Origin of the sequence: Streptomyces sp. NPDC020807 (genome assembly GCF_040641575.1) — a bacterium.
Classification (GTDB): Bacteria; Actinomycetota; Actinomycetes; order Streptomycetales; family Streptomycetaceae; genus Streptomyces.
Window position 1 is genome coordinate 35,971 of record NZ_JBFADU010000026.1, and the last position, 21,671, is coordinate 57,641.

Below are 21,671 nucleotides of genomic sequence, written 5' to 3' on the forward strand. Positions count from 1 at the left end.
GCCCTGCCCTCGAACGCCGGGCGGGCTGAGCTCGCAGCGGGGGGTCCTCACTCCCGCCGGTACACCGCCGGCCGCTTCTCCGCGAACGCCCGCGCCCCCTCCTTCGCGTCCGCCGTGTCGAAGATCGGCCACCCCCGCTTCAGCTCCGCCGCGAGCCCCTCCGTCTCCGTCATCTCCGCCGTCTCGTAGACGGACGCCTTCACGGCCTCGACGGCCAGCGGCCCGCACGCGTTGACGCGTTCGGCGATCTCGAGGGCCGCGTCCAGGGCCGTGCCGTCGGGGACGACACGGCCGACGAGGCCGATCCGGGCCGCCTCGTCGGCGGAGTACGGACGGCCGGTGAGGAGCATCTCCAGGGCGTGGGTGCGCGCGATCTGCCGGGGCAGGCGGACGGTGGAGCCGCCGATGGGGAAGAGGCCCCGCCTGACCTCGAAGAGCCCGAACGTCGCGGACGCGCCCGCGACGCGGATGTCGGTGCCCTGGAGGATCTCCGTACCGCCGGCGACGCAGTACCCCTCGACCGCCGCGATGACCGGCTTGCGCGGGCGGTGGTGGCGGAGCATCGCCTTCCAGTGCAGGTCGGGGTCGGCCTTCAGCCGTTCGCGGTACCCCTCGCCCTCCATTCCCTTGCCGGCGAGTGCCTTGAGGTCCATGCCTGCGCAGAACGCCCCGCCCGCCCCGGTGAGGACGACGGAGCGGATGCCGTCGTCGGCGTCGGCTTCCAGCCAGCCGTCGTACAGGCCGACCAGCATCGGCAGCGAGAGGGCGTTCTTGGCGTCGGGCCGGTTCAAGGTGAGGACGAGCGTGGCGCCTTCGCGCCGTACGTCGAGGTGTTCGGTGCCACCCATGGGGTCTCCCGTCTCCAGTTCTGGAACAGGTTGCAGGAGTGGGGGGTCCAGTTCAATAGTTTTCTGACACTCAGTCAGATTCTTCTGCGCACCCCCTTCCCCCCACCGCCCGTCGGCGCTCTAATGACCGCCACGTCAGTGAACCGGGGTCAGGAGGAACGGTGGAGTACAACCTTGCCGACCTGTTCGAATCGGTGGTCGACGTGGTCCCGGACCGCGAGGCGCTGGTCTACGTCGACCACCCGGGCACGGGTGAGGAACGCCGGCTGACCTACGCCGAGCTCGACGCCGCCGCCAACGCCCTCGCCCACCACCTCGTCGAGGCCGGCATCGGGCCCGGCGAGCACCTCGGCATCCACCTGTACAACGGCATCGAGTACCTCCAGACCGTCCTCGCCTGCCTCAAGGCCCGGATCGTTCCGGTCAACGTGAACTACCGCTACGTCGAGGAGGAGCTGGTCTACCTCTACCGGGACGCCGACCTCACCGCGCTCGTCTTCGACGCCGAGTTCACGGAACGGGTCGCGGCCGCCCTCCCGCGCACCGAGAAGCTGCGGCACCTCGTGCGGGTGGGGACCCCGCCCGAGGGCGCCCCCGCCCTCGACTGCGTGCCGTTCACCGAGGCCGAGGCCTCCGGCTCCCGCGAGCGGGGCTTCGGCCCGCGCTCCGCCGACGACCTCTTCATCATCTACACCGGCGGCACCACCGGCATGCCGAAGGGCGTCCTGTGGCGCCAGGAGGACCTGTTCTTCGCGGGCCTCTTCGGCGGGGACCCCTCGGGCGAGCCGGTGAAGCGCCCGGAGGAGCTGGCCGAGCGGGTCGCCGCGGGCGGTGCCGGCATCACCTTCTTCCCCGCGCCGCCGCTGATGCACGGCACCTCCCTGCTGATGGCGTTCATCGCCTTCGACTACGGCCAGCGGGTCGTCCTGCACCGCAAGTACGTGCCGGAGGAGGTCCTGCGCACCCTGGAGAAGGAGAAGGTCTCCAGCCTCTCGCTGGTCGGTGACGCGATGCTCCGCCCGCTCGTGGACGCCCTCGCCGGCCCGCAGAAGGACACCGACCTGTCGAACCTCTTCAGTCTGTCGTCCTCCGGGGCGATCATGTCGGAGACCGTACGGGCGCAGCTCCAGGGGCTCATGCCGAACGTGCTGCTCCTCAACAACTTCGGCTCCACCGAATCCGGTTCCAACGGCCGCGCGACCGACGACTCGGGCCCGGCGAAGGGGTTCCGGCTGCACGTCAACGAGCGCACCCAGGTCGTCGACCCGGCCACGTACGAGCCGGTCGCGACGGGCGAGATCGGCCGCCTCGCCCAGCGCGGCCACGTGCCCCTCGGCTACTACAACGACCCCGGGAAGACCGCCGAGACCTTCTTCCAGAAGGACGGCGTGCGGTGGGTGCTGCTCGGTGACATGGCGACCGTCGACGAGGAGGGCATCGTCACGGTCCTCGGCCGCGGCTCCCAGTGCATCAACACGGGCGGCGAGAAGGTCTACCCGGAGGAGGTGGAGCAGGCGCTCAAGTCCCACCCCGACGTGTACGACGCCCTGGTCGCCGGTGTCCCCGACGCCCGCTGGGGCAACCACGTCGCCGCCGTAGTCCAACTCCGCCCGGACGCGCCGCCGATGGACCTGGACGCCCTCCAGGCCCACTGCCGCACCCACCTCGCCGGCTACAAGATCCCCCGCCAACTGGTCCTGGCCGACGCCATCCAGCGCTCCCCCAGCGGCAAGGCGGACTACCGCTGGGCCCGCACGGTGGCGGTGGAGGCGGACCGGGACGGCGCGTGACCGCCCGGTGCCGCGGGACCCGGCGGGGCCTGGTCCCGCCCGGCGCATCACGGCCGGGGGCTCAGATCCGCCGGACAGGCCCTAGCCGAGCCCGAACTCGCGGAGCGCGGACAGGAACGCGGCCGGGTCCGCCTCGTGGATCGTGTGCCCGGCCGGGATCGTGACCAGCCGGGCGTGCGGGATCCGCTCCGCCAGCTCCGCCAGCCGGTCCTGCGGGACGTGGCTGGTCGGGCCGCCGGCGAGGACGAGGGCCGGGGAGGTGATCCGGTGGGCGTCCGCGCGCCACGCCGGGTCGGGGGTGTTCAGCTCGGCGTCGGTGGTCGTGACGACCTCCCAGTCGCACGGCGGCGGGGTGTCGGGGCGGGCCGCCACCGGGCGGGGCGGGTCCAGGGGGACGAAGGCCGGGGGCTCCTCCAGGACGAGGCGGCCGATCAGGTCCGGTTCCCGCTGGGCCAGGAGGTATGCGGCTCCGCCGCCCATGGAGTGGGCGACGACCGTGGCGCCGCCGAGGCCGAGTGCGCGCAGGAAGCCGCCGAGTTCGTCGCGGAAGTCGGCGAAGCCGTAGCCGCCCGTGCGGTCGCTGAGTCCGTGGCCGCGCAGGTCGGGGACGTACACCCGGTGGTGCTCGGCGAGCGCCTCGGCGATCCCCCGCCAGCCCGCGCCGTTCTCGCCGCGGCCGTGGACCAGGACCACGGGCGGGGCCGCGGACTCGGAGCCGTACACACGGTAGGCGAGGCGTACGCCGTTCACGGCGAGCGTGCGGATCTCGGGGTCGAGGAAGGCGGTGACCTCGCGGACGAAGGTCTCGGGGTCGTCGATCCACGGGAAGTGGGAGGCTCCGGGGAGCGTGCGCTGTTCGGCGTGCGGGAAGCGGGCCGCCTGCTCCGCCGCGTGGGCGGGGGTGGGCCCGGCGTCGTACTCCCCCGCCAGGACGAGGACGGGCGCCGTGAGCGCGGCGAGCGCGCGGCGGGTCTCGTCCGGGGTGTAGGCGCCCTCGCCGTGGAAGGCGGCGGCGGCCCGCCCGTTCGTCTCCCCGGCTCCGCGCGCCGCGTGCGCCCTGGCCCCCTCGTCCCAGCGGCCGTACGCGAACGGCGCAGTGATCTCCAGGACGCGCGCCTGCGGGGTGTCGTCGTCGATCGCGTCGAGCTCGGCGCGGGCCTTCGCGTACCACGGTTCCCCGGCGAAGATCTCGACGGAGGCGTCCCACTCCTCGTCGGTGGTGGTGATCCCGAGCGCGCGGGCGAGGGAGGTGACGAGGACGAGGGAGCGGACCCGCTCGGGGTGGGCGGCGGCGTAGAGCGTCGCCAGGTTGCCCCCGGCGGAGTGGCCGAGGAGGTCGATCCGGTCCAGGCCGAGGTGGGCGCGGAGCGCCTCGACGTCCTCCACCTGCCGGTCGCAGCGGTACGTGGCGGGGTCGGCGGGCTCCGCGCTCGCCCCGGTCCCCCGGAGGTCGAGCAGGACGAGGGCGCGGTGGGCGGCGAGCCCGCCGAGGTCCCCGAGGTACGCGGCCTCGCGCATCGGACCGCCGGGCAGGCAGATCAGCGGATCCCCCGTACCCTCGCCCAGGGTCCGGTAGGCGAGGGGGGTCCCGTCGTACGTGGTGAAGTGCGGCATGCGGTCGATCCTCCCCCGCGCCCGATGATCTTCGCCATCGGGTTTCCCGGAGAGCGCGATACGGTGGGCGGACCGTCCCCGACATGCGAAGGAACCGTTCCGCCGTGCCCGAGACCCGGGAAATCGCCCTCGTCGGCGACTGCGCCAACTGCTTCGGTCTGTGCTGTGTGGCGCTCCCCTTCGCGAAGTCGGCCGACTTCGCCGTGAACAAGTCCTCGGGCGAGCCCTGCCGGAACCTCCGGGAGGACTTCCGCTGCGGCATCCACACGAGGCTGCGGCCGAGCGGTTTCCAGGGCTGCACCGTGTACGACTGCTTCGGCGCAGGCCAGCGGGTCTCGCAGGTGACGTTCGGCGGGGTGTCCTGGCGGGAGGCTCCGGAGACGGCCCGGCAGATGTACGAGGTCTTCCCGGTCGTCCGCCAGCTCCACGAGCTGCTCCGGTACCTCGGCGAGGCCCTCGACCGGCCCGCCGCGCGCCCGCTCGCGGGCGATCTGCGAGCCGCGTACGACCGGGTCGAGGCGCTGACCGGCGGGACGCCCGACGCGCTGGAGGAGCTCGACGTGACTCCCGTACGGGCCCAGGTGAACCCCCTCCTGCTGCGGACGAGCGAGCTGGTCCGGGCGACGGCCGGCGGGAAGCCGCAGAGCCGTCGCGGGGCCGACCTGATCGGCAAGCGGATGCGCGGCGCGAAGCTGCGGGGCGCCGACCTGCGCGGTGCGCTCCTGATCGCCGCCGACCTGTCGGGGGCCGACCTGACGCTGACCGACCTCATCGGCGCGGACCTGCGGGACGCGGACCTGTCGCGGGCGGACCTGACCGGTGCGCTGTTCCTCACGCAGCCTCAGCTGAACTCGGCGCGCGGCGACGCGGCGACCCGTCTCCCGGAGGGCTTCGCGCGTCCCGCGCACTGGACGGCTTAGGGCGTGTCCGGCGGATCATGGCCGGGGTCGCGGGGCGTTCACGCCCTGGGGGCCACCGTGCGGTGGTGGCTCGGCCGTGTCCCGTACACGCGCTTGAACGCCACGCTCAGGCCGAACGCGCTGCGGTACCCGACCCGTCGGGCCACCGTCTCCACCGTGGCGTCGCTGCGGGCGAGCAGGTCTGCGGCGAGGCCGAGGCGCCAGCCGGTCAGGTAGGTCATGGGCGGTTCGCCGACCAGGTCGGTGAACCGGCGGGCGAGGGTGGCGCGGGAGACGCCGGTCGCCCCGGCCAGTTCGCCGACGGTCCACGGGTGCGCGGGCCGGTCGTGGAGCAGGCGGAGGGCGCGGCCGACGACGGGGTCGCCGAGCGCCCGGTACCAGGCCGGCGGATCGGTGTCCGGGCGGGAGAACCACTCCCGCAGCGTGGAGAGCAGCAGCAGGTCGAGGAGCCTGTCGAGGACGGCCTGCTGTCCGGGTTCGTCGCGGCCGATCTCCAGGTCGGTGAGGCCGAGGACCGGGCCGAGCCCGCCGTGGCGGTCGTCGTCCCGGCGGACGACGAGGACGCGGGGAAGGCCGCCGAGCAGGCGCTCGGACACCCGGCCGTCGACCTGGTAGCTGCCGGTGAGCAGGACGTTCGGGCCGTCGAGGCCGTCCGGGCCGTTCCCGCAGGTGCGGGGGCCGAGGTGGACGCCGTCGTCGAGGGGTTCCCCGTCGGCGGTGGTGCATCCGTCGCGGTGGGCGACGTAGAACGGGGCCGCCGTGGCGCGGGCGTCGTCGGCGACGGTGAACGGTTCGGTCCCGGAGACGACCGCGACGTCGCCGCGGCCGAGCTCGACCGGATCGGCGTCGCCGGGGACGAGCCAGCCCGAGCCGCGCAGCATGGTGACGGCGGAGACGGGGGTGCCGACGGCGAACCGGACCGACCAGGGCGCGGTCACGATGTTCCGGCTGAACAGGGCGCCGTCGGACCGTACTTCGTGGAGGAGGCTCGCGAGGGGGTCCATCCCTCCGAGCCTAGGGGGTGTCTCGCCGACACACCTCTGGACGCTCGGACATCGATCTGAGCGGATCTGCCATTCCGCCGCTCATCCGGTCCCCGTTGGATGGAGGACATGACGACGACACGGACACAGCGGAACGAGATCCTGGTCCTGGGGGGCTCGGGCAAGACGGGACGGCGGGTGACCTCCCTGCTACGGCACCGCGGTCACGAGGTGCGGGCGGCGTCCCGGGGCGCCTCGGGCCCCGCCCGCTTCGACTGGCACGACGAGAACACCTGGGAGCCGGTGCTCGACGGCGTCGGCGCGGCCTATCTGGTCGACTCGCTCCGCGAGGACGCGGACGTGTCGATGGCCGCGTTCGCGAAGCTCGCGGCGGAGCGCGGGGTGGAGCGCCTGGTGCTGCTGTCCCACCGCGGCTGGGTGCCGGCCGAGGGTGAGGAGAAGCTGCCCTGCGAGCGCGCGGTGCGGGAGTCGGGCGCGGAGTGGACGCTCCTCAAGCCGGCGTGGTTCACGCAGAACTTCAGCGAGGAGGGCTACTTCCGGCGGCAGCTGCTGGACGGCGAGCTCGTCCTCCCTGCGGGGGACGGGCTCGAACCCTTCGTCGACGCCGACGACATCGCGGAGGTCGCCGTGGCCGCCCTCACCGGGTCCGGGCATGCCGGGGAGGCCTACGAGCTGTCCGGGCCCGACCTGCTGAGCATGGGCGCCGTCGCGGAGCTGATCGCCCGCGCCACCGGCCGGGACGTCGCCTACCGGCCCGTCTCGCCGCCCGAGTTCACCGCCTTCGGCGAGGCCCACGGCCTGCCCGGGGACTTCGTCGAGCTCCTGAACCTGCTCTTCGGCTGGATCAGGGAGAACCGGTTCGCCGAGCTCGCCGACGGCGTGCAGCGCGCGCTCGGCCGTGAGCCCCGGGGCTTCGCCGACTACGTGCGGCGGACCGCCGTCACCGGCGTCTGGCACGGCTGATCAGGAGTACACGTACGGCGTCGTCGTCGACAGGGTCACGAAGCCGAGGCGCTGGAGGATCGGGCGGCTGGTCTCGGCCGCGTCGACCTGGACGTACCGGTGGCCGCGTTCCGCCGCGATGCGGGCGCGGTGGGCGACGAGGGCGCGGTAGAGGCCGCGTCCGCGCCAGGCCTCGACCGTGCCGCCGCCCCAGAGGCCGGCGAAGTCGGTGCCGGGGACGAGTTCGAGGCGGGCCGCGCTGACGGGTTCGCCGTCGGCGAGGGCGACGACGGCGGTGACGGTGTCGGGGTCGGCGGCGAGCCGGTCGAGGAGCTGGCGGCCGATGTGCGAGCTGTCCTTGCCGAAGGCCCGGTCGTGGACCTCGACCACCTGGCGTACGCCGGCCTCGTCGGTGACCGCGCGCAGCTCGACGCCCTCGGGGAGCGGTACGTGCTCCGCGACGGCGGAGGCCTCGTGGGCGAGGAGGGTCTCGGAGTCCTCGGCGACGAAGCCCGCCGCGAGGAGCCGCTCGGCGAGGTCGGCGGGGCCGTCGTGCCCGTACAGCTTCCACTCGAAGGCCAGTCCCCTGGCCTCGTAGTGGGCGATCTGCTCGGCGATGGCCGCGTCGGCCCGTGAGCCGGCGTCGGCGCCCTGGGCGGCATGGGCGGCGTCGGCATCGTGGTCGACGTGGGCGTCGAGGCCGGACCAGAGCACGCCGTTCCAGGCGTGCGCGGGTCCGGTCTGCCGGACGACGTCGCCGACGCGCTCGACCCGGCAGCCGGGGCCGTCGGGGCGGGCGTCGCGGCGCAGCTGGCGGTCGTACAGGTCACGAAGTGAAGTGGGTTCCATTGCGCCCACTCCAGCACCCCGTCCGCTCACCGCCAACTGGTTTTTCACCAGGTGACGGGCAGGGCGACCGGTCCGCGGTTGACGCTTCCCCGCCGCCATCCGACGCTTTCCGGATCGGTGGCGAGGGCCAGGCCGGGGAAGCGTGCGAGCACCGTGGAGAGCATCACCTCGGCTTCCATGCGGGCGAGTTGGGCTCCCGCGCAGTAGTGGGCGCCGGCCCCGAAGGCGAGGTGCGGGGCCTCGTCGCGGTCGAGGTCGAGCCGGTCGGGGTCGGTGTAGACGGCGGGGTCCCGGTTGGCGGCCGGGTAGAAGACGTGGACGGCCTCGCCCTCCCGGACGGTGACGCCGCCGATCTCGACGTCCGCGGTGGCGACGCGGGGCATGCCGACGCCGTTGCGCTGCGGGATGTAGCGGAGGAGTTCGTCGACGGCCCGGGGCAGGCGGTCGGGGTCGGCGCGGAGCTTCGCCGTCTGCTCGGGGTGGACGAGGAGCACGTACACCATGGTGGCCACGATGTTCCGTACGGCGTCGAGGCCGTTGAGGGTGAGCATGACGGACATCGAGACGAGCTCGGGGGTGCTGATGCCGCCGGCGGCGCGGGCGGCGGCGAGCTCGCTCACCAGGTCGTCGCCCGGGTGCCGGGCGCGGTGGCGGGCGAGGTCGGCGAAGTACCCGGCGATCTCCTTCTTGACGGACTCGCCCTCGGGGAGGGTGGTGTCGTGGGAGAGGAGTCCGGCGCGCCAGCGTTCGACGCGGTCGAGGTCGGCGGCGGGGACGCCGAGGAGGCCGACGATGACGGAGGCGGCGAGCGGGCCGACGAACGTCTCGGCGAGGTCGGCGGGCGGGCCCGCATCGAGGGTGCGCAGGGCGAGGCGGTCGGCCTCGCGCCGGGTGTGCTCGCGCAGGGCGGTCATGCGGCGGCGGCCGAAGGTGGGGGCGATGAGCTTGCGGAGCCGGGTGTGGTCGGGCGGGTCCGCGCGTCCCACGCCGCCGGCGGGGGCGAGGGTGTGCGGGGTCGTGCTGGTGATGGGGCGGCCGACGGTGAGGGCGCGGCTCAGGCGCGGGTCGGAGGCGACCCGTCGCACGTCCTCGTAGCGGGTCACGAGCCAGGCGTGACCCTCGCCGTGGGCGAGGCGGACACGGGCGACGGGTTCCTCGCGCAGGAGCCGGTGGGGGAAGGGGTCGAAGGCGGTGCCGGGGAGCGCGGTCACGGCCCAGTCGTGGACGACCGGGCCGTGGTTCTCTGGGCTGCTCATGGCGTGGGGGTCGTCTCCTGGCGGACACCGGTGTCGTGCCGGAGGGGGGTGATCTGGTCGATGTCGTACCGGATCCGGAGCCGTGCGACGGCCTCGTGGTCGACGTCCCCGCCGGGTCCCGCCGCGGCGAGGATCTCCATGAGTTCCTCGAAGTACCGCTCGTGGTCGGGCGGTGGGGAGGCCTGGAAGAGCATGCGGACGGGGTCGCCGGTCGGGTTGGCGAAGGCGTGCGGGCAGCCGGGCGGGACGAGGATCAGCGTGCCGGGGGTGGCGCGGACGGCGCGCTGTCCCGAGGCCGACTCCCAGTCGCGCCAGCTGTCCCTGGTGCGGACGAGCGGTTCGAAGGCGAGGACGTCGAGTTCGCCGTCCAGGACGTAGAAGAGCTCCTCGCTGTGGCCGTGGGCGTGGGCGCCGACGTCGAAGCCGGGCGGGACGAGGACCTCGAAGGTGGAGGCGGTACGGGAGTGCTCGCCGGTCACCTTGAAGGTGACGTGCTGGGCGGCGGAGGCGACGACCTTGCCGTGGCCGGGAGGCACGACGAGGCCGCCGCGCGGGCCGATGGCGGTGACGGTCATGGCGTACGGGCTCCTCTCACCAGGTGACGGGCAGGGTCTCGGGGCCCCGGATGAGGGCGCCGCGCTGCCAGCGGAGCTCCTCCTCGGGGACGGCGAGGCGGAGGTCGGGGAAGCGGGTCCAGAGGGACTCGACGAGGATCTCGGACTCGATGCGGGCGAGGGCGGAGCCGGGGCAGTAGTGGGGTCCGTGGCCGAAGGCGACGTGGGGGTTGTACTCCCGGTCGAAGTCGAGCCGTTCGGGCGCGGGGAAGACCTCGGGGTCGCGGTTGGCGGTGAGGTAGGACACGTAGACCGGGTCTCCGGCGGGGATGGTGACGCCGCCGACCTCGACGTCCTCGGTCGCGATGCGGGAGAGGCCGACGGCGTTGCGGTGCGGGATGTAGCGGAGGAGTTCGTCGACGGCCTGCGGGACCAGCGCGGGTTCCGCGCGGAGGCGGGCGAGGTGCTCGGGGTGGGTGAGGAGCGCGTACACCATGTTGGCGCTGTTGTTGCGGACGGCGTGGGCGCCGCCGATCTGGATGAGGACGGCGAGTCCGACGGCCTCGTGCTCGGTGAGGGTCTCCTCGTCGACGGCGTCGGCGAGGACGGCGACGAGTGTCTCCCTGCCGGTGCCGTGGCTGCGGCCGATGAGCTCGGTGAAGTACGCGCCCATCTCGGCCTTGGCCCGCTCGCTGGCCTCGCGGCCGGCGGCGGCCGAGATGATGGTGTCGGACCAGCGGGCCATGAGCGGCTGGTCCTCCTCGGGCACGCCCATGAGCTCGCTGACCATGGCGAGCGGGAAGGGGCGGTTGACCAGCTCCATGAGGTCGGCGGGGGCGCCGTGTTCCTCGACGCGGTCGAGGAGCCGGTCCATGACGTCCTGGGCGTGGTCGCGCAGCGCGTTCAGGGCGCGGGCGCTGAAGGCGCGGGCGACGACGCGCCGCATGCGGGTGTGGTCGGGCGGGTCGGCGAAGCCGACGGCGCCTTCCATGGGGATGAAGTGGGGGGCGACGCGGGTGATGGAGCGGCCCCAGACGGCCTGGCGGCTGAAGCGGGGGTCGACGGAGACGAACTTGACGTCCTCGTAGCGGGTGACGAGCCAGGCGTACCCCTCGCCGTTGGGCATGCGGACCCGGCTCACGGGGTCCTCGTGGAGCAGCTTGGCGAGCAGCGGGTCGAAGTCGAGGCCGGTGAGGTCGGGGACGGCCCAGAAGTGGACCTGGGGGGTGTCCTCGGTGTCGGCGGTGTCGGTGACGGTGGCAGGCATGTCCACACTTCTGTCCCTTTTCGGCGCGGGCCGCACGCCGTCGCGGCCCGACTCGCCCGAATGCGCCGGGAAAGGTGCTCCGTACCTCTTGCCAAACCCCCGGTTCGAGCGGATTTACTGACCCGCAGCGGATCAACCGAATGATCGGTTGGTGTAGAGGCCAGGGACGAGGGAGCGGCACATGCCGGATCTGAGCGATCTGCTCGACAGCGGCGAACGGCTCGACCGCGAGGAGCTCGCGGCGCTCCAGCTGGAGCGCCTGCGCGCGACCCTCCGGCACGCGTACGAGAACGTGCCCTTCTACCGGCGGTCCTTCGACGCCGCCGGCCTCTCCCCCGACGACTGCCGCACCCTCGCGGACCTGGCCCGTTTCCCCTTCACCGCCAAGTCCGACCTGCGCGACCACTACCCCTTCGGCATGTTCGCCGTCGACCGGTCGGAGATCCGGCGCGTGCACGCCTCCAGCGGCACCACGGGCCGGCCGACGGTCGTCGGCTACACCGAGAACGACCTCTCCGTGTGGGCCGACGTGGTGGCCCGCTCGCTGCGCGCCGCCGGGGCGCGGCCGGGTCACAGGGTCCATGTGGCGTACGGCTACGGCCTGTTCACCGGCGGCCTCGGCGCGCACTACGGCGCCGAGCGCCTCGGCTGTACGGTGATCCCCGCCTCGGGCGGCATGACGGCCCGCCAGGTGCGGCTGATCCAGGACTTCGAGCCCGAGATCATCATGGTCACCCCCTCGTACATGCTCACGCTCCTCGACGAGTTCGAGCGGCAGGGCGTGGACCCGCGCTCGACCTCCCTGAAGGTGGGCGTCTTCGGCGCCGAGCCGTGGACGGAGGCGATGCGCACGGAGATCGAGGAGCGGTTCGCGATCGACGCGGTCGACATCTACGGCCTGTCGGAGGTGATCGGCCCCGGCGTGGCGCAGGAGTGCGTGGAGACGAAGGACGGCCTGCACATCTGGGAGGACCACTTCTACCCGGAGGTCGTGGACCCCTTCACCGGCGAGGTGCTGCCCGACGGCCAGGAGGGCGAGCTGGTCTTCACCTCGCTCACCAAGGAGGCCATGCCGGTCGTCCGCTACCGGACCCGCGACCTGACCCGGCTGCTTCCCGGGACCGCGCGCGTCTTCCGGCGCATGGAGAAGGTGACGGGTCGCAGCGACGACATGATCATCCTGCGCGGGGTGAACCTCTTCCCCACCCAGGTGGAGGAGATCGTCCTCCGGACGCCGGCCGTCGCCCCGCACTTCCAGCTCCGCCTCACCCGCGAGGGCCGGCTCGACGCCCTGACCGTACGGGCGGAGGCGCGTCCGGACGCGACGGGCGCGGAGCGCGAGGAGGCCGCCCGGGCCGTCGCGGCGGCGGTCAAGGACGGCATCGGCGTCTCCGTCGGGGTCGAGGTGGTCGACCCCGGGACCCTGGAGCGCTCGGTCGGCAAGATCAGACGGATCGTGGACCTCCGCGGCGCGTAGCCTGGAGGGAGGAGGTGGTTGCAATGCTGTCTGACTCCCCCATCGCCGCGATCATCCCGGTCAACGACATGACCCGGGCCAAGCGCTTCTACTCCGAGACCCTCGGCCTCCCGCTCACCAGGGAATCGGCCGAGGACACCCGGTACGAGTGCGGGGGCACCACGATCGGACTCTACGAGACCCCCTACGGCGGCCAGGCCGACCACACCCTGGCGAGCTGGAAGGTCGCCGACCTCGACGCCGAGATGAAGGAGCTCCGCTCCAAGGGCGTCACGTTCGAGGAGTACGACCTTCCGGGCATCAAGACGGTCGACGGCGTGGTCGAATCGGACACCATGCGCGGCGCCTGGTTCAAGGACAGTGAGGGCAACATCCTCTGCGTCGTGCAGGAGCTGGGAGGCTGACGGCTCACCGGTTCCCGAAGCGGTCCCGCAGCTCGCGCTTGAGGATCTTGCCGCTGGCGTTACGGGGCAGCGCCTCGACGAAGTGGACCCGCTTCGGGGCCTTGAAGCGGGCGAGCTTCTCCCGTGCGTGGGCGAGGAGTTCGGCCTCCGTGACGTCCCCGCGCGGGACGACGACGGCGGTGACCGCCTCGATCCACCGCTCGTCGGGGAGGCCGACGACGGCCACCTCGGCGACCCCGCCGTGGGTGTAGAGGGCGTCCTCGACCTGGCGTGAGGCGACGAGGACGCCGCCCGAGTTGATGACGTCCTTCACCCGGTCGACGATGGTGAGGTAGCCCTCGGCGTCGCGGACGGCGAGGTCACCGGAGTGGAACCAGCCGCCCCGGAAGGCCTCCGCGCTCTCCTCCGGCTTTCCCCAGTACCCGTCGCACAGCTGCGGCGAACGGTAGACGATCTCGCCGGGGGTGCCGTCGGGCACGTCCACGCCCTTCTCGTCGACGACCCGCGCCTCGACGTGCCGGACGGGACGGCCGCAGGAGTCCATCCGGCCCTCGTGCTCGTCGGGGCCGAGGACGGTGGCGAGGGGGCCGATCTCGGACTGCCCGAAGCAGTTGGAGAAGCGGAGCCCGGGCAGCCGGGCCCGCAGGCGCTCCAGGACGGGTACGGGCATGATCGAGGCCCCGTAGAAGGCCTTGCGCAGCGCGGACAGGTCGCGGGCCGCGAACTCGGGGTGGTTGGCGAGGGCGATCCAGACGGTCGGAGGGGCGAAGAAGCTGTCCGCGCGCCCCGCCTCGACCAGGTCGAAGAGCCCGGCCGGGTCGGGGGCCCCGACGATCGTGTTCTCGGCGCCGACGGCGAGGTACGGCAGCAGGAAGACGTGCATCTGCGCCGAGTGGTAGAGCGGCAGCGCGTGCACCGGCCGGTCGTCCTCGGTGAGGTCGAGGGCCTCGACGGCGCTCGCGTACTCGTGGACGAGCGCGCGGTGGGACATCACGGCGCCCTTCGGGAGGGCGGTCGTGCCCGAGGTGTAGAGCAGCTGGACGCAGTCGCGGGGGTCGGTGTCGTACGCCTCCGCCGCCGCGTCCGGGTCCGTTTCCGCGGCCGCGACCGCGATCGCGTCGAGGAACGACCCGGGCGCGTCCCGCAGGGGCCTGACGGCGAATCCGTCGGGGACGCGGCCGCCGAGGGCGGGGTCCGCGAGGACGAGCGAGGCGCCGGACTGCTCCAGGAGGTACGTGAGGTCCTCGCCGGTCAGGTGGTGGTTGACGGGCACGTGGACGAGGCCGGCGCGCGAGCAGGCGAGGAACGCGATCAGGTAGGCGTCGGAGTTGTGGCCGTAGGCGGCGACGCGGGCCCCCGGGGGCAGGCCGTGGCCGTGGCGCGGCTCCCGCAGGACGGCCGCGGCGGCGGAGACGGCCGCGTCGAGCTCGGCGTACGTCCAGGCGCGGTCCGCGTACCGGACGGCGGTCCGGTCGGGGACGCGCCGGGCGCTCGTGCGCAGGACGCCGTCGACGGTGCTGCTGAGGAGTCGTTCCATGCCGGTGATCCTCAGGGGCGCCGGGCCGGGGGTCAAGTACCGTGCACCAGCGCGTACATGCTCCGACCTCGGATACCGAACGGGATGTTGACAAGGGGGGTGTGCGGCTGCGTGCATGGTCCGACCCGCAGTGCTCCACCGTCCGTTGGGAGTCACCTTGCACCTTGGTACCCGTCTCAAACGCCTGGCGCTCACCGGCGCGGCCCTCGCCGCGGTCGTCGCCACCCTGCCCGGTGCGGCGGCGGCCGACTCCGGCGACCGGGACGACCTGGGCCGACACCCCTCCGACCGCGGCCTGTCGGCCGTCATCAGGTACACCGAGTACGGCATCCCGCACATCGTGGCGCGCGACTACGCGAACCTGGGGTTCGGCACGGGCTGGGCGCAGGCCGCAGACCAGGTGTGCGTGCTCGCCGACGGCTTCCTGACCGTCAACGGCGAACGCTCGCGGTACTTCGGCCCCGCGGCCGCCCCCGACGGCTCGCTCTCCTCGGCCACCACGAACCTCTCCAGCGACCTGTTCTTCCGCGGCGTCAAGGACGCCGGGACCGTCGAAGGGCTGCTCGCGACCCCGGCCCCGGCGGGCCCGAGCGGGGACCTCAAGGAGCTGATGCGCGGCTGGGCGGCCGGCTACAACGCCTGGCTGCGGAAGAACCGGGTGACCGACCCCGCCTGCGCGGGCGCCGACTGGGTCCGGCCGGTGACCGCCCTCGACGTGGCCCGTCGCGGGTTCGCGGTCTCGGTCCTCGGCGGACAGGGGCGGGCGGCCGACGGCATCACGACGGCGAAGCCGCCGACGACGGCCGCGCCGGCCGCGGCCCCCGCACCCGACCCCGCCCGCACGGCAGAGGCCGCCCGCGAGCTGTTCTCCGCCGAGAACGCCACGATGGGTTCCAACGCCGTCGCGTTCTCCGGCACCACCACGGCGAACGGCCGCGGCCTCCTCCTCGGCAACCCCCACTACCCGTGGCACGGCGGCCGCCGCTTCTGGCAGTCGCAGCAGACCATCCCGGGCGAGCTGAACGTCTCCGGCGCCTCGCTGCTCGGCACCACCGTCGTCAACATCGGTTTCAACGACAAGGTGGCCTGGAGCCACACCGTCGCGACCGGAGTCCCGCTCAACCTGCACCAGTTGGCGCTCGTGCCCGGCGACCCGACCGCCTACCTGGTGGACGGTGCCCCCGAGCGGATGACCCCGCGGACGGTGACCGTGCCGGTCAAGGGCGGCGGGACCGTCACCCGTACGCAGTGGTGGACGCGGTACGGCCCCGTCGTCGGCGGCCTCGGGGCGCAGCTCCCGCTGCCGTGGACGACCACCACGGCGTACGCGCTGAACGACCCCAACGCGGCCAACCTGCGCGGCTCCGACACCGCGCTCGGCTTCGCGCGGTCGCGCTCCACGGACGACGTAGCGGAGACGCTGCGGCGCACCCAGGGTCTGCCCTGGGTCAACACGATCGCGGCGGACTCCGACGGGCGGTCGTACTTCAGCCAGTCGCAGGTGCTCCCCCGGATCACCGACGAGCTCGACCGGCGCTGCTCGACCCCGCTCGGCAGGGCGACCTACCCGGCCTCGGGCGTCGCCGTCCTCGACGGCTCGCGCGGCGACTGCGCGCTCGGCTCGGACCCGGACGCGGTCCAGCCGGGCACCTTCGGGCCCGCGCGGATGCCGGTGCTCCGGGACACGCCGTACGTCGAGAACTCCAACGACAGCGCCTGGCTGACCAACGCCGACCGGCCGCTCACCGGTTACGAGCGGATCTTCGGGACGATCGGGAGCCAGCGGTCGCTGCGCACCCGGGGCGGCGTCGAGGACGTGACGGCGATGGCCGGGCGCGGCGGGCTGACGGTGGCGGACCTCCAGCGGCAGCAGTTCGCGAACCGGGTGCCCGCCGGTGACCTGGCGGCGGCCGACGTGGCGGCGGCCTGCCCGGCCGCTCTTCCGGACGACCCGGAGGCGTGCCGGGTGCTCGTCGGCTGGGACCGGACGGTGAACGCGGACAGCAGGGGCGCCCTGCTCTTCGACCGTTTCTGGCGGAGGTTCACCGAGGCGGTCAAGCCGGCCGACCAGTGGAGGGTGCCGTTCTCGGCGGCCGACCCGGTCCATACCCCGCACAGCGTGAACACGGCGGCGCCTGGCTTCGCGAAGGCCCTCGCGGACGCGGTGGCGGAGCTGCGGGCGGCGGGCATCCCGCTCGACGCGCCGCTGGGCGCCCACCAGTTCGTCGTGCGCGGCGGGGAACGCGTCCCGGTGAGCGGCGGGACGGAGTCCCTGGGCGTCTGGAACAAGACGGAGCCCGTGTGGAACGCGGCGGGCGGCGGCTACGTCGAGGTCGCCCACGGGACGAGCCACGTGCAGGCGGTGGGCTGGGACGGCAGTCGGTGCCCGGTGGCGCGCACCCTGCTCTCGTACTCCCAGTCCTCGAACCCGGCCTCGCCCCACTACGGCGACCAGACGCGTCTGTACTCCGCCGGGCGCTGGGTGACCTCGCGCTTCTGCGAGAAGGACATCATGCGCTCGCCGGCGCTGAGGGTGGTGGTCGTCAGGCCCTGACGGCCGGGGCGATCCGGTAGAAGGCCGCCGCGTTGTCGTGGAGCACCGCGTCGGCGTGGCGGTCCGCCGTGTCCGCGAGGAGGTCGAGGTCGGCGTCGGCGAAGGGGCGGCGGGCGCGGGTGGACGGCAGGTCCGAACCGGCCATCAGGGCGGTGGGGTCGGCGTCCAGGATCGCCCGGACGGTCGCCGGGACGTCCAGGTCCACCCGGCCGAAGCCGGTCGCCTTCACCCGTACGCCCCTCTCGACCAGGGCGAGGAGGTGCGGCAGTCCTTCCGCGTGCAGGCCGAGGTGGTCGATGCTGACGGAGGGCAGCGCGGCCAGGGTGCCGGCCAGGTCGGGCAGGTCGCGGGCGTCGACGTACAGCTCGGTGTGCATTCCGGCGAGGTCGTGGACGCGGCGGGCCAGTGTCTCCAGGTGCGCGGCGTCCGCCGAGCCGCCCCGCCGGAGGTTGAACCGGACGCCGCGCACCCCGCCCTCGGCGAGCCGGACGACGTCCTCGTCGGGGAGGTCGTGCGGGATCTGGGTGACGCCGACGAAGCCCGGTCCGAGCCGCGCGAGCGCGGCGAGCAGGTAGCCCTGGTCGAAGCGCTGGAAGGAGCCGGAAACGACCGCACCGCCGACGACGCGCAGCGCGGCGGTGCGCTGCCGGTAGTCGTCGACGGTGAACTCCCCCGGCAGGAAGCCGTCGTTCTCGTACAGCGGGAAGCGGTGGTCGACCACGTGGAAGTGGGCGTCGAAGAAGGGGCGGCGGTCGGTCATCCGGCCAGTCTGCCCCCGGCCGGCCCGGTCAGGGGCTGAACGACAGGAACACGAAGGCGGCGAAGATGGCGAGGTGGACGCCGCCCTGGAGGAGCGTGGCACGGCCGGGCACCACGGTCAGGGCGCTCACCACTCCGGTGAGGGCGAGCAGCACCATGTGGAGCGCGCCGAGGCCGAGCACGAGGGGGCCGGAGAGCCAGATCGACGCGAGTGCGATCGCCGGGATGGTCAGGCCGATGCTGGCGATGGCGGAGCCGTACGCGAGGTTGAGGCTGGTCTGTACGCGGTCCCGGCGGGCGGCGCGGACCGCCGCGAGGGTCTCGGGGAGCAGGACGAGGAGGGCGATGACGACGCCGACGACCGCCTTCGGCAGGCCGGCGGACTGGACGCCGTCCTCGATGGTCGGCGAGATCAGCTTGGCGTTGCCGACGACGGCGACGAGGGCGAGGAGGAGCAGGCCGAGGCTGGCCCAGGTCTCGCGGTCGCCCGGCGGGTCGGCGTGGTCGTCCTCGGACTCCTGGCCCGGGCGCTCCACGGGGAGGAAGTAGTCGCGGTGCCGGACGGTCTGGACGGCGACGAAGACCCCGTAGAGACAGATCGAGGCGACGGCGGCGAAGGCGAGCTGGGCGGGGGAGAACTCCGGCCCCTGGTGGCTCGTGGTGAAGGTCGGCAGGACGAGGGTCATCGTCGCGAGGGTGCAGACGGTGGCGAGGGCGCCGCCGGAGCCCTCGGCGTTGAAGACGGCGGTGCGGTTGCGGAGCGCGGCGACGAGGAGGGAGAGGCCGACGATGCCGTTGCAGGTGATCATGACGGCGGCGAAGACGGTGTCGCGGGCGTAGGTCGCGGTCTTCTCGCCGCCGCCCGCCATGAGGCTGACGATCAGTCCGACCTCGATGACGGTGACGGCGACGGCGAGGACGAGCGAGCCGTAGGGCTCGCCGACGCGGTGCGCGATGACCTCGGCGTGGTGGACGGCGGCGAGCACGGCGGCGATGAGACAGGCCGCGATGAGGACGACGGCGAAGCCCGGGAGGTCGCGCCCCCAGGCCACGCCGAGGGCAAGGGCGGCCACCACCGGCCCCCAGGTGGTCCACTGCCGTGTCAATGTCGCCGTGCTCGAACTCATGGTTCGCATACTGCCACATAGGGCAGTTTGGGCCGTTTCGCCACCGGGGCATGGGTGGCGGGCCGGTGGCGAAACGGTGGCTGCGTCAGAGCGGCCGCTCGTGGCCCTCCCAGTACGGGTCGCGCAAACGGCGCTTGTAGAGCTTGCCGTTGGGGTCGCGGGGCATGGTCGCGACGAAGTCGACGGACTTCGGGCGCTTGAAGCCGGCGAGCCGGTCGGCGCTGTGGGCGAGGATCGCGGCGGCGAGCTCGGGCCCCGGCTCGTACCCCTCGGCCGCCTCGACGACCGCCTTGACCTCCTCGCCCCAGTCGGCGTGCGGGATGCCGAAGGCGGCGGCGTCGGCGACGGCCGGGTGGGCGAGGAGCGCGGCCTCGATCTCGGCCGGGTAGATGTTGACCCCACCGGAGATGATCATGTCGATCTTGCGGTCGCGGAGGAAGAGGTAGCCGTCCTCGTCGAGGACGCCGAGGTCTCCGACGGTGAAGAAGTCCCCGATGCGGTTCTTGGCGGTCTTCGCCTCGTCCTTGTGGTAGCGGAAGCCGCCGGTGTTCATCTTCAGGTAGACGGTGCCGAGTTCGCCGGGCGGCAGCCGCTTGCCGTCGTCGTCGAAGACGGCGAGCTCGCTGATGGGCCAGGCGCGGCCGACGGTGCCGGGCTTCTTCAGCCACTCCTCGGCGGTGGCGAAGGCGCCGCCGCCCTCGCTGGCCGCGTAGTACTCCTCCACACAGCGGCCCCACCACTCGATCATGGCCCGCTTGACGTGCTCGGGGCAGGGTGCGGCCCCGTGGATGGCGTGGCGCATCGAGCTCACGTCGTACCGCTCGCGCACCTCCTCGGGGAGGGCGAGCAGGCGGTGGAACTGGGTGGGGACCATGTGCGTGTGGGTGCAGGCGTACCGGTCGATGAGCCGCAGCATCTCCTCCGGCGCCCAGCGGTCCATCAGGACGAGCGGGTGGCCGATGTGGAGGGCGGCGGCGGCGAACTGGAGGACGGCCGTGTGGTAGAGCGGCGAGCAGACGAGGTGGACGTTCCCCTCGCCGGGCCGGATGCCGAAGATGCCGAGGAAACCGCCGAGGGGGGTCTCCTCGGGGAGCCTGCCGGGCAGCGGACGGCGGATGCCGCGGGGGCGGCCCGTGGTGCCCGAGGTGTAGTTCATGACCCAGCCGAGCGTGCGGTCGGCGGGGGCGGAACCGTCCTGGCCGTCGAGGAGTTCGCCGTACGGGCGGAAGCCCGGGATCGACCCGACGGCGTAGCGGCCGGCCGCGTCGAGTCCGGCCTCGTCGGCGGCGAGCCCGGCGGCCTCGGCGAAGCGCTCGTGGGCGATGAGGACCTTGGCGCCGGAGTCGGCGACGATCCAGGCGATCTCGGGGCCGACGAAGTGGTGGTTGACGGGGACGAGGTAGAACCCGGCCTGGGTGGCGGCGAGATGGGCCGTGAAGAACTCGGGCCCGTTGGGCAGGACGACGGCGAAGGCGTCGCCGCGCTCCAGGCCCGCCGCGCGCAGGCCGTGGACGAGGCGGTTGGCCGCGGTGTGCAGCCGGCCGGCCGTCCACTCCTCGCCGTCGGGCGCGACCAGGACCGTACGGCCCGGGTCGGCGGCGGCCTGGGCCCAGAATCCGGCGGGGGCCGCCTGGCTCGCTGATGCTGCGGTCACTGCTCGCTCCGTCCGGCGATGCGGTTGATGCGGTCGACGGCCTTCTCGAAGCCGCGCGTGAGCTCGTCGACGACCTCCTGGACGCTGCGCTCGGAGTTCATGCGCCCGACGATCTGGCCGACGGGGGTGCCGAGCAGCGGCTCGACCTCGTACTTCTGGATACGGGAGACGGCCTCGGCGACCAGGAGCCCCTGGAGCGGCATCGGGAGCGCGCCGGGGCCCGACGGGTCGTCCCAGGCGTCGGTCCACTCCGTGCGGAGCTGCCGGGCGGGCTTGCCGGTGAGCGCCCGGGAGCGGACGGTGTCACCGGATCCGGCGGCGAGGAGCTTGGCGGTGAGGGCGCGGGAGTGGAGCTCGGCCTCGGTGGTGGTGAGCCAGAGCGAACCGAGCCAGACGCCCTGGGCGCCGAGGGCGAGTCCGGCGGCGATCTGCTCGCCGCTGCCGATGCCGCCGGCGGCGAGGACCGGGAGCGGGGAGACGGCCTCGACGACCTCGGGCGTGAGGACCATGGAGGCGATCTCGCCGGTGTGGCCGCCGGCCTCGTACCCCTGGGCGACGACGATGTCGATGCCCGCCTCGGCGTGGTGGCGGGCGTGGCGGGCGCTTCCGGCGAGTGCCGCGACGAGGACGCCGTGGTCGTGGGCGCGGGCGACGACGTCCGGCGGCGGGGAGCCCAGGGCGTTGGCGAGCAGTTTGATCGGGTAGTCGAAGGCCACGTCGAGCTGGCTGCGGGCGACCTGCTCCATCCAGCCGGTGATCCGCCAGCCGGAGGCCTCGCCCTCGGCGAGCTCGGGCACGCCGTGCTTGGCGAGGGTCGCGCGGACGTACGCGCGGTGCTCCTCGGGGATCATGGCCTCGATCTCGGCCTCGGTGACCCCTTCGACCGCCTTCTTCGCGGGCATCACGACGTCGAGGCCGTAGGGCAGCCCGTCCGTGTGCTCCTGCATCCAGTCGAGGTCCCGGGCGAGGTCGTCGGGCGCGGTGTAGCGGACCGCGCCGAGTACTCCGAATCCGCCGGCCCTGGTGAGGGCTGCGGCCACCGCGGGGAAGGGCGTGAAGCCGAAGATGGCGTGCTCGATCCCCAGTGTGCGACTCAGCTCCGTCTTCATGGGCGG

General features: G+C 73.4%; 18 protein-coding genes. 6 read left to right on the plus strand and 12 right to left on the minus strand.

All coding sequences use genetic code 11. The features are described 5' to 3' along the window. Window positions 1-47: 47 nt before the first annotated feature. A complete protein-coding gene (locus AB0G79_RS27995; protein WP_360811172.1) occupies window positions 48-848 on the minus strand; it encodes a crotonase/enoyl-CoA hydratase family protein in 801 nt (266 codons plus the stop codon). Window positions 849-1,009: 161 nt separating this feature from the next. On the opposite strand from AB0G79_RS27995, the gene AB0G79_RS28000 reads away from it, so the two are divergent. Next, window positions 1,010-2,638: an acyl-CoA synthetase gene (locus AB0G79_RS28000; protein WP_360811174.1), complete on the plus strand. Its 1,629-nt coding sequence runs from the start codon at window positions 1,010-1,012 to the stop codon at window positions 2,636-2,638. Between the two features lie 81 nt (window positions 2,639-2,719). On the opposite strand, the gene AB0G79_RS28005 is transcribed toward AB0G79_RS28000, so the two are convergent. Further along, window positions 2,720-4,252 carry an alpha/beta hydrolase gene (locus tag AB0G79_RS28005; RefSeq protein WP_360811176.1) on the minus strand — a complete coding sequence of 511 codons (1,533 nt, stop codon included), beginning with the start codon at window positions 4,250-4,252 and terminating at the stop codon, window positions 2,720-2,722. An 83-nt stretch (window positions 4,253-4,335) separates the two neighbouring features. Here AB0G79_RS28005 and AB0G79_RS28010 point away from each other — a divergent pair, with 83 nt between their 5' ends. Continuing rightward, window positions 4,336-5,172 carry a pentapeptide repeat-containing protein gene (locus tag AB0G79_RS28010; protein ID WP_360811178.1) on the plus strand — a complete coding sequence of 279 codons (837 nt, stop codon included), beginning with the start codon at window positions 4,336-4,338 and terminating at the stop codon, window positions 5,170-5,172. Window positions 5,173-5,210: 38 nt separating this feature from the next. On the opposite strand, the gene AB0G79_RS28015 is transcribed toward AB0G79_RS28010, so the two are convergent. Then, window positions 5,211-6,176 carry an AraC family transcriptional regulator gene (locus AB0G79_RS28015; protein ID WP_360811180.1) on the minus strand — a complete coding sequence of 322 codons (966 nt, stop codon included), beginning with the start codon at window positions 6,174-6,176 and terminating at the stop codon, window positions 5,211-5,213. A gap of 108 nt (window positions 6,177-6,284) precedes the next feature. Between AB0G79_RS28015 and AB0G79_RS28020 the strand changes: the two genes are divergently transcribed. Beyond that, a complete protein-coding gene (locus tag AB0G79_RS28020; protein ID WP_360811182.1) occupies window positions 6,285-7,139 on the plus strand; it encodes an NAD(P)H-binding protein in 855 nt (284 codons plus the stop codon). Here AB0G79_RS28020 and AB0G79_RS28025 read toward each other — a convergent pair whose 3' ends face one another. The 4 genes from AB0G79_RS28025 to AB0G79_RS28040 are packed head-to-tail and all read right to left on the minus strand — an operon-like array spanning window position 7,140 to window position 11,044. Next, the gene (locus AB0G79_RS28025; protein ID WP_360811184.1) at window positions 7,140-7,967 is read right to left on the minus strand and encodes a GNAT family N-acetyltransferase; all 828 of its coding nucleotides are present in this window, start codon (window positions 7,965-7,967) and stop codon (window positions 7,140-7,142) included. Window positions 7,968-8,011: 44 nt separating this feature from the next. Then, the gene (locus AB0G79_RS28030) at window positions 8,012-9,223 is read right to left on the minus strand and encodes a cytochrome P450 (protein ID WP_360811186.1); all 1,212 of its coding nucleotides are present in this window, start codon (window positions 9,221-9,223) and stop codon (window positions 8,012-8,014) included. Continuing rightward, window positions 9,220-9,798, minus strand: coding sequence for a cupin domain-containing protein (locus AB0G79_RS28035; RefSeq protein ID WP_360811188.1), 579 nt, complete (start codon window positions 9,796-9,798; stop codon window positions 9,220-9,222). Before AB0G79_RS28035 ends, AB0G79_RS28030 begins: the two co-directional genes overlap by 4 nt. A 16-nt stretch (window positions 9,799-9,814) precedes the next feature. Continuing rightward, window positions 9,815-11,044 carry a cytochrome P450 gene (locus tag AB0G79_RS28040; RefSeq protein ID WP_360811190.1) on the minus strand — a complete coding sequence of 410 codons (1,230 nt, stop codon included), beginning with the start codon at window positions 11,042-11,044 and terminating at the stop codon, window positions 9,815-9,817. 190 nt (window positions 11,045-11,234) lie between these two features. Between AB0G79_RS28040 and paaK the strand changes: the two genes are divergently transcribed. Both paaK and AB0G79_RS28050 read left to right on the plus strand, forming a co-directional pair. Further along, window positions 11,235-12,521: a phenylacetate--CoA ligase PaaK gene (gene paaK, locus AB0G79_RS28045; RefSeq protein WP_360811257.1), complete on the plus strand. Its 1,287-nt coding sequence runs from the start codon at window positions 11,235-11,237 to the stop codon at window positions 12,519-12,521. Window positions 12,522-12,544: 23 nt separating this feature from the next. Continuing rightward, complete coding sequence (locus AB0G79_RS28050; RefSeq protein WP_360811192.1) at window positions 12,545-12,925, plus strand: VOC family protein; 381 nt, start codon at window positions 12,545-12,547, stop codon at window positions 12,923-12,925. A gap of 4 nt (window positions 12,926-12,929) precedes the next feature. On the opposite strand, the gene AB0G79_RS28055 is transcribed toward AB0G79_RS28050, so the two are convergent. Further along, the gene (locus AB0G79_RS28055) at window positions 12,930-14,462 is read right to left on the minus strand and encodes a fatty acyl-CoA synthetase (RefSeq protein ID WP_360811194.1); all 1,533 of its coding nucleotides are present in this window, start codon (window positions 14,460-14,462) and stop codon (window positions 12,930-12,932) included. 157 nt (window positions 14,463-14,619) lie between these two features. On the opposite strand from AB0G79_RS28055, the gene AB0G79_RS28060 reads away from it, so the two are divergent. Then, on the plus strand, window positions 14,620-17,016 hold the full coding sequence (locus tag AB0G79_RS28060) for a penicillin acylase family protein (protein ID WP_360811196.1): 2,397 nt from the start codon (window positions 14,620-14,622) through the stop codon (window positions 17,014-17,016). Here AB0G79_RS28060 and AB0G79_RS28065 read toward each other — a convergent pair. From AB0G79_RS28065 to AB0G79_RS28080, 4 genes are all read right to left on the minus strand, one after another. Next, complete coding sequence (locus tag AB0G79_RS28065; RefSeq protein WP_360811198.1) at window positions 17,006-17,776, minus strand: amidohydrolase family protein; 771 nt, start codon at window positions 17,774-17,776, stop codon at window positions 17,006-17,008. The two genes, AB0G79_RS28060 and AB0G79_RS28065, sit on opposite strands and share 11 nt — an antisense overlap. 28 nt (window positions 17,777-17,804) lie before the next feature. Beyond that, complete coding sequence (locus tag AB0G79_RS28070; protein ID WP_360811200.1) at window positions 17,805-18,902, minus strand: ionic transporter y4hA; 1,098 nt, start codon at window positions 18,900-18,902, stop codon at window positions 17,805-17,807. An 85-nt stretch (window positions 18,903-18,987) separates the two neighbouring features. Next, window positions 18,988-20,556 carry an acyl-CoA synthetase gene (locus tag AB0G79_RS28075; RefSeq protein ID WP_360811202.1) on the minus strand — a complete coding sequence of 523 codons (1,569 nt, stop codon included), beginning with the start codon at window positions 20,554-20,556 and terminating at the stop codon, window positions 18,988-18,990. Next, entirely contained in the window at window positions 20,553-21,665 is a 1,113-nt protein-coding gene (locus tag AB0G79_RS28080) for a nitronate monooxygenase family protein (RefSeq protein WP_360811204.1), read from the minus strand. Before AB0G79_RS28080 ends, AB0G79_RS28075 begins: the two co-directional genes overlap by 4 nt. Window positions 21,666-21,671: the final 6 nt, after the last annotated feature.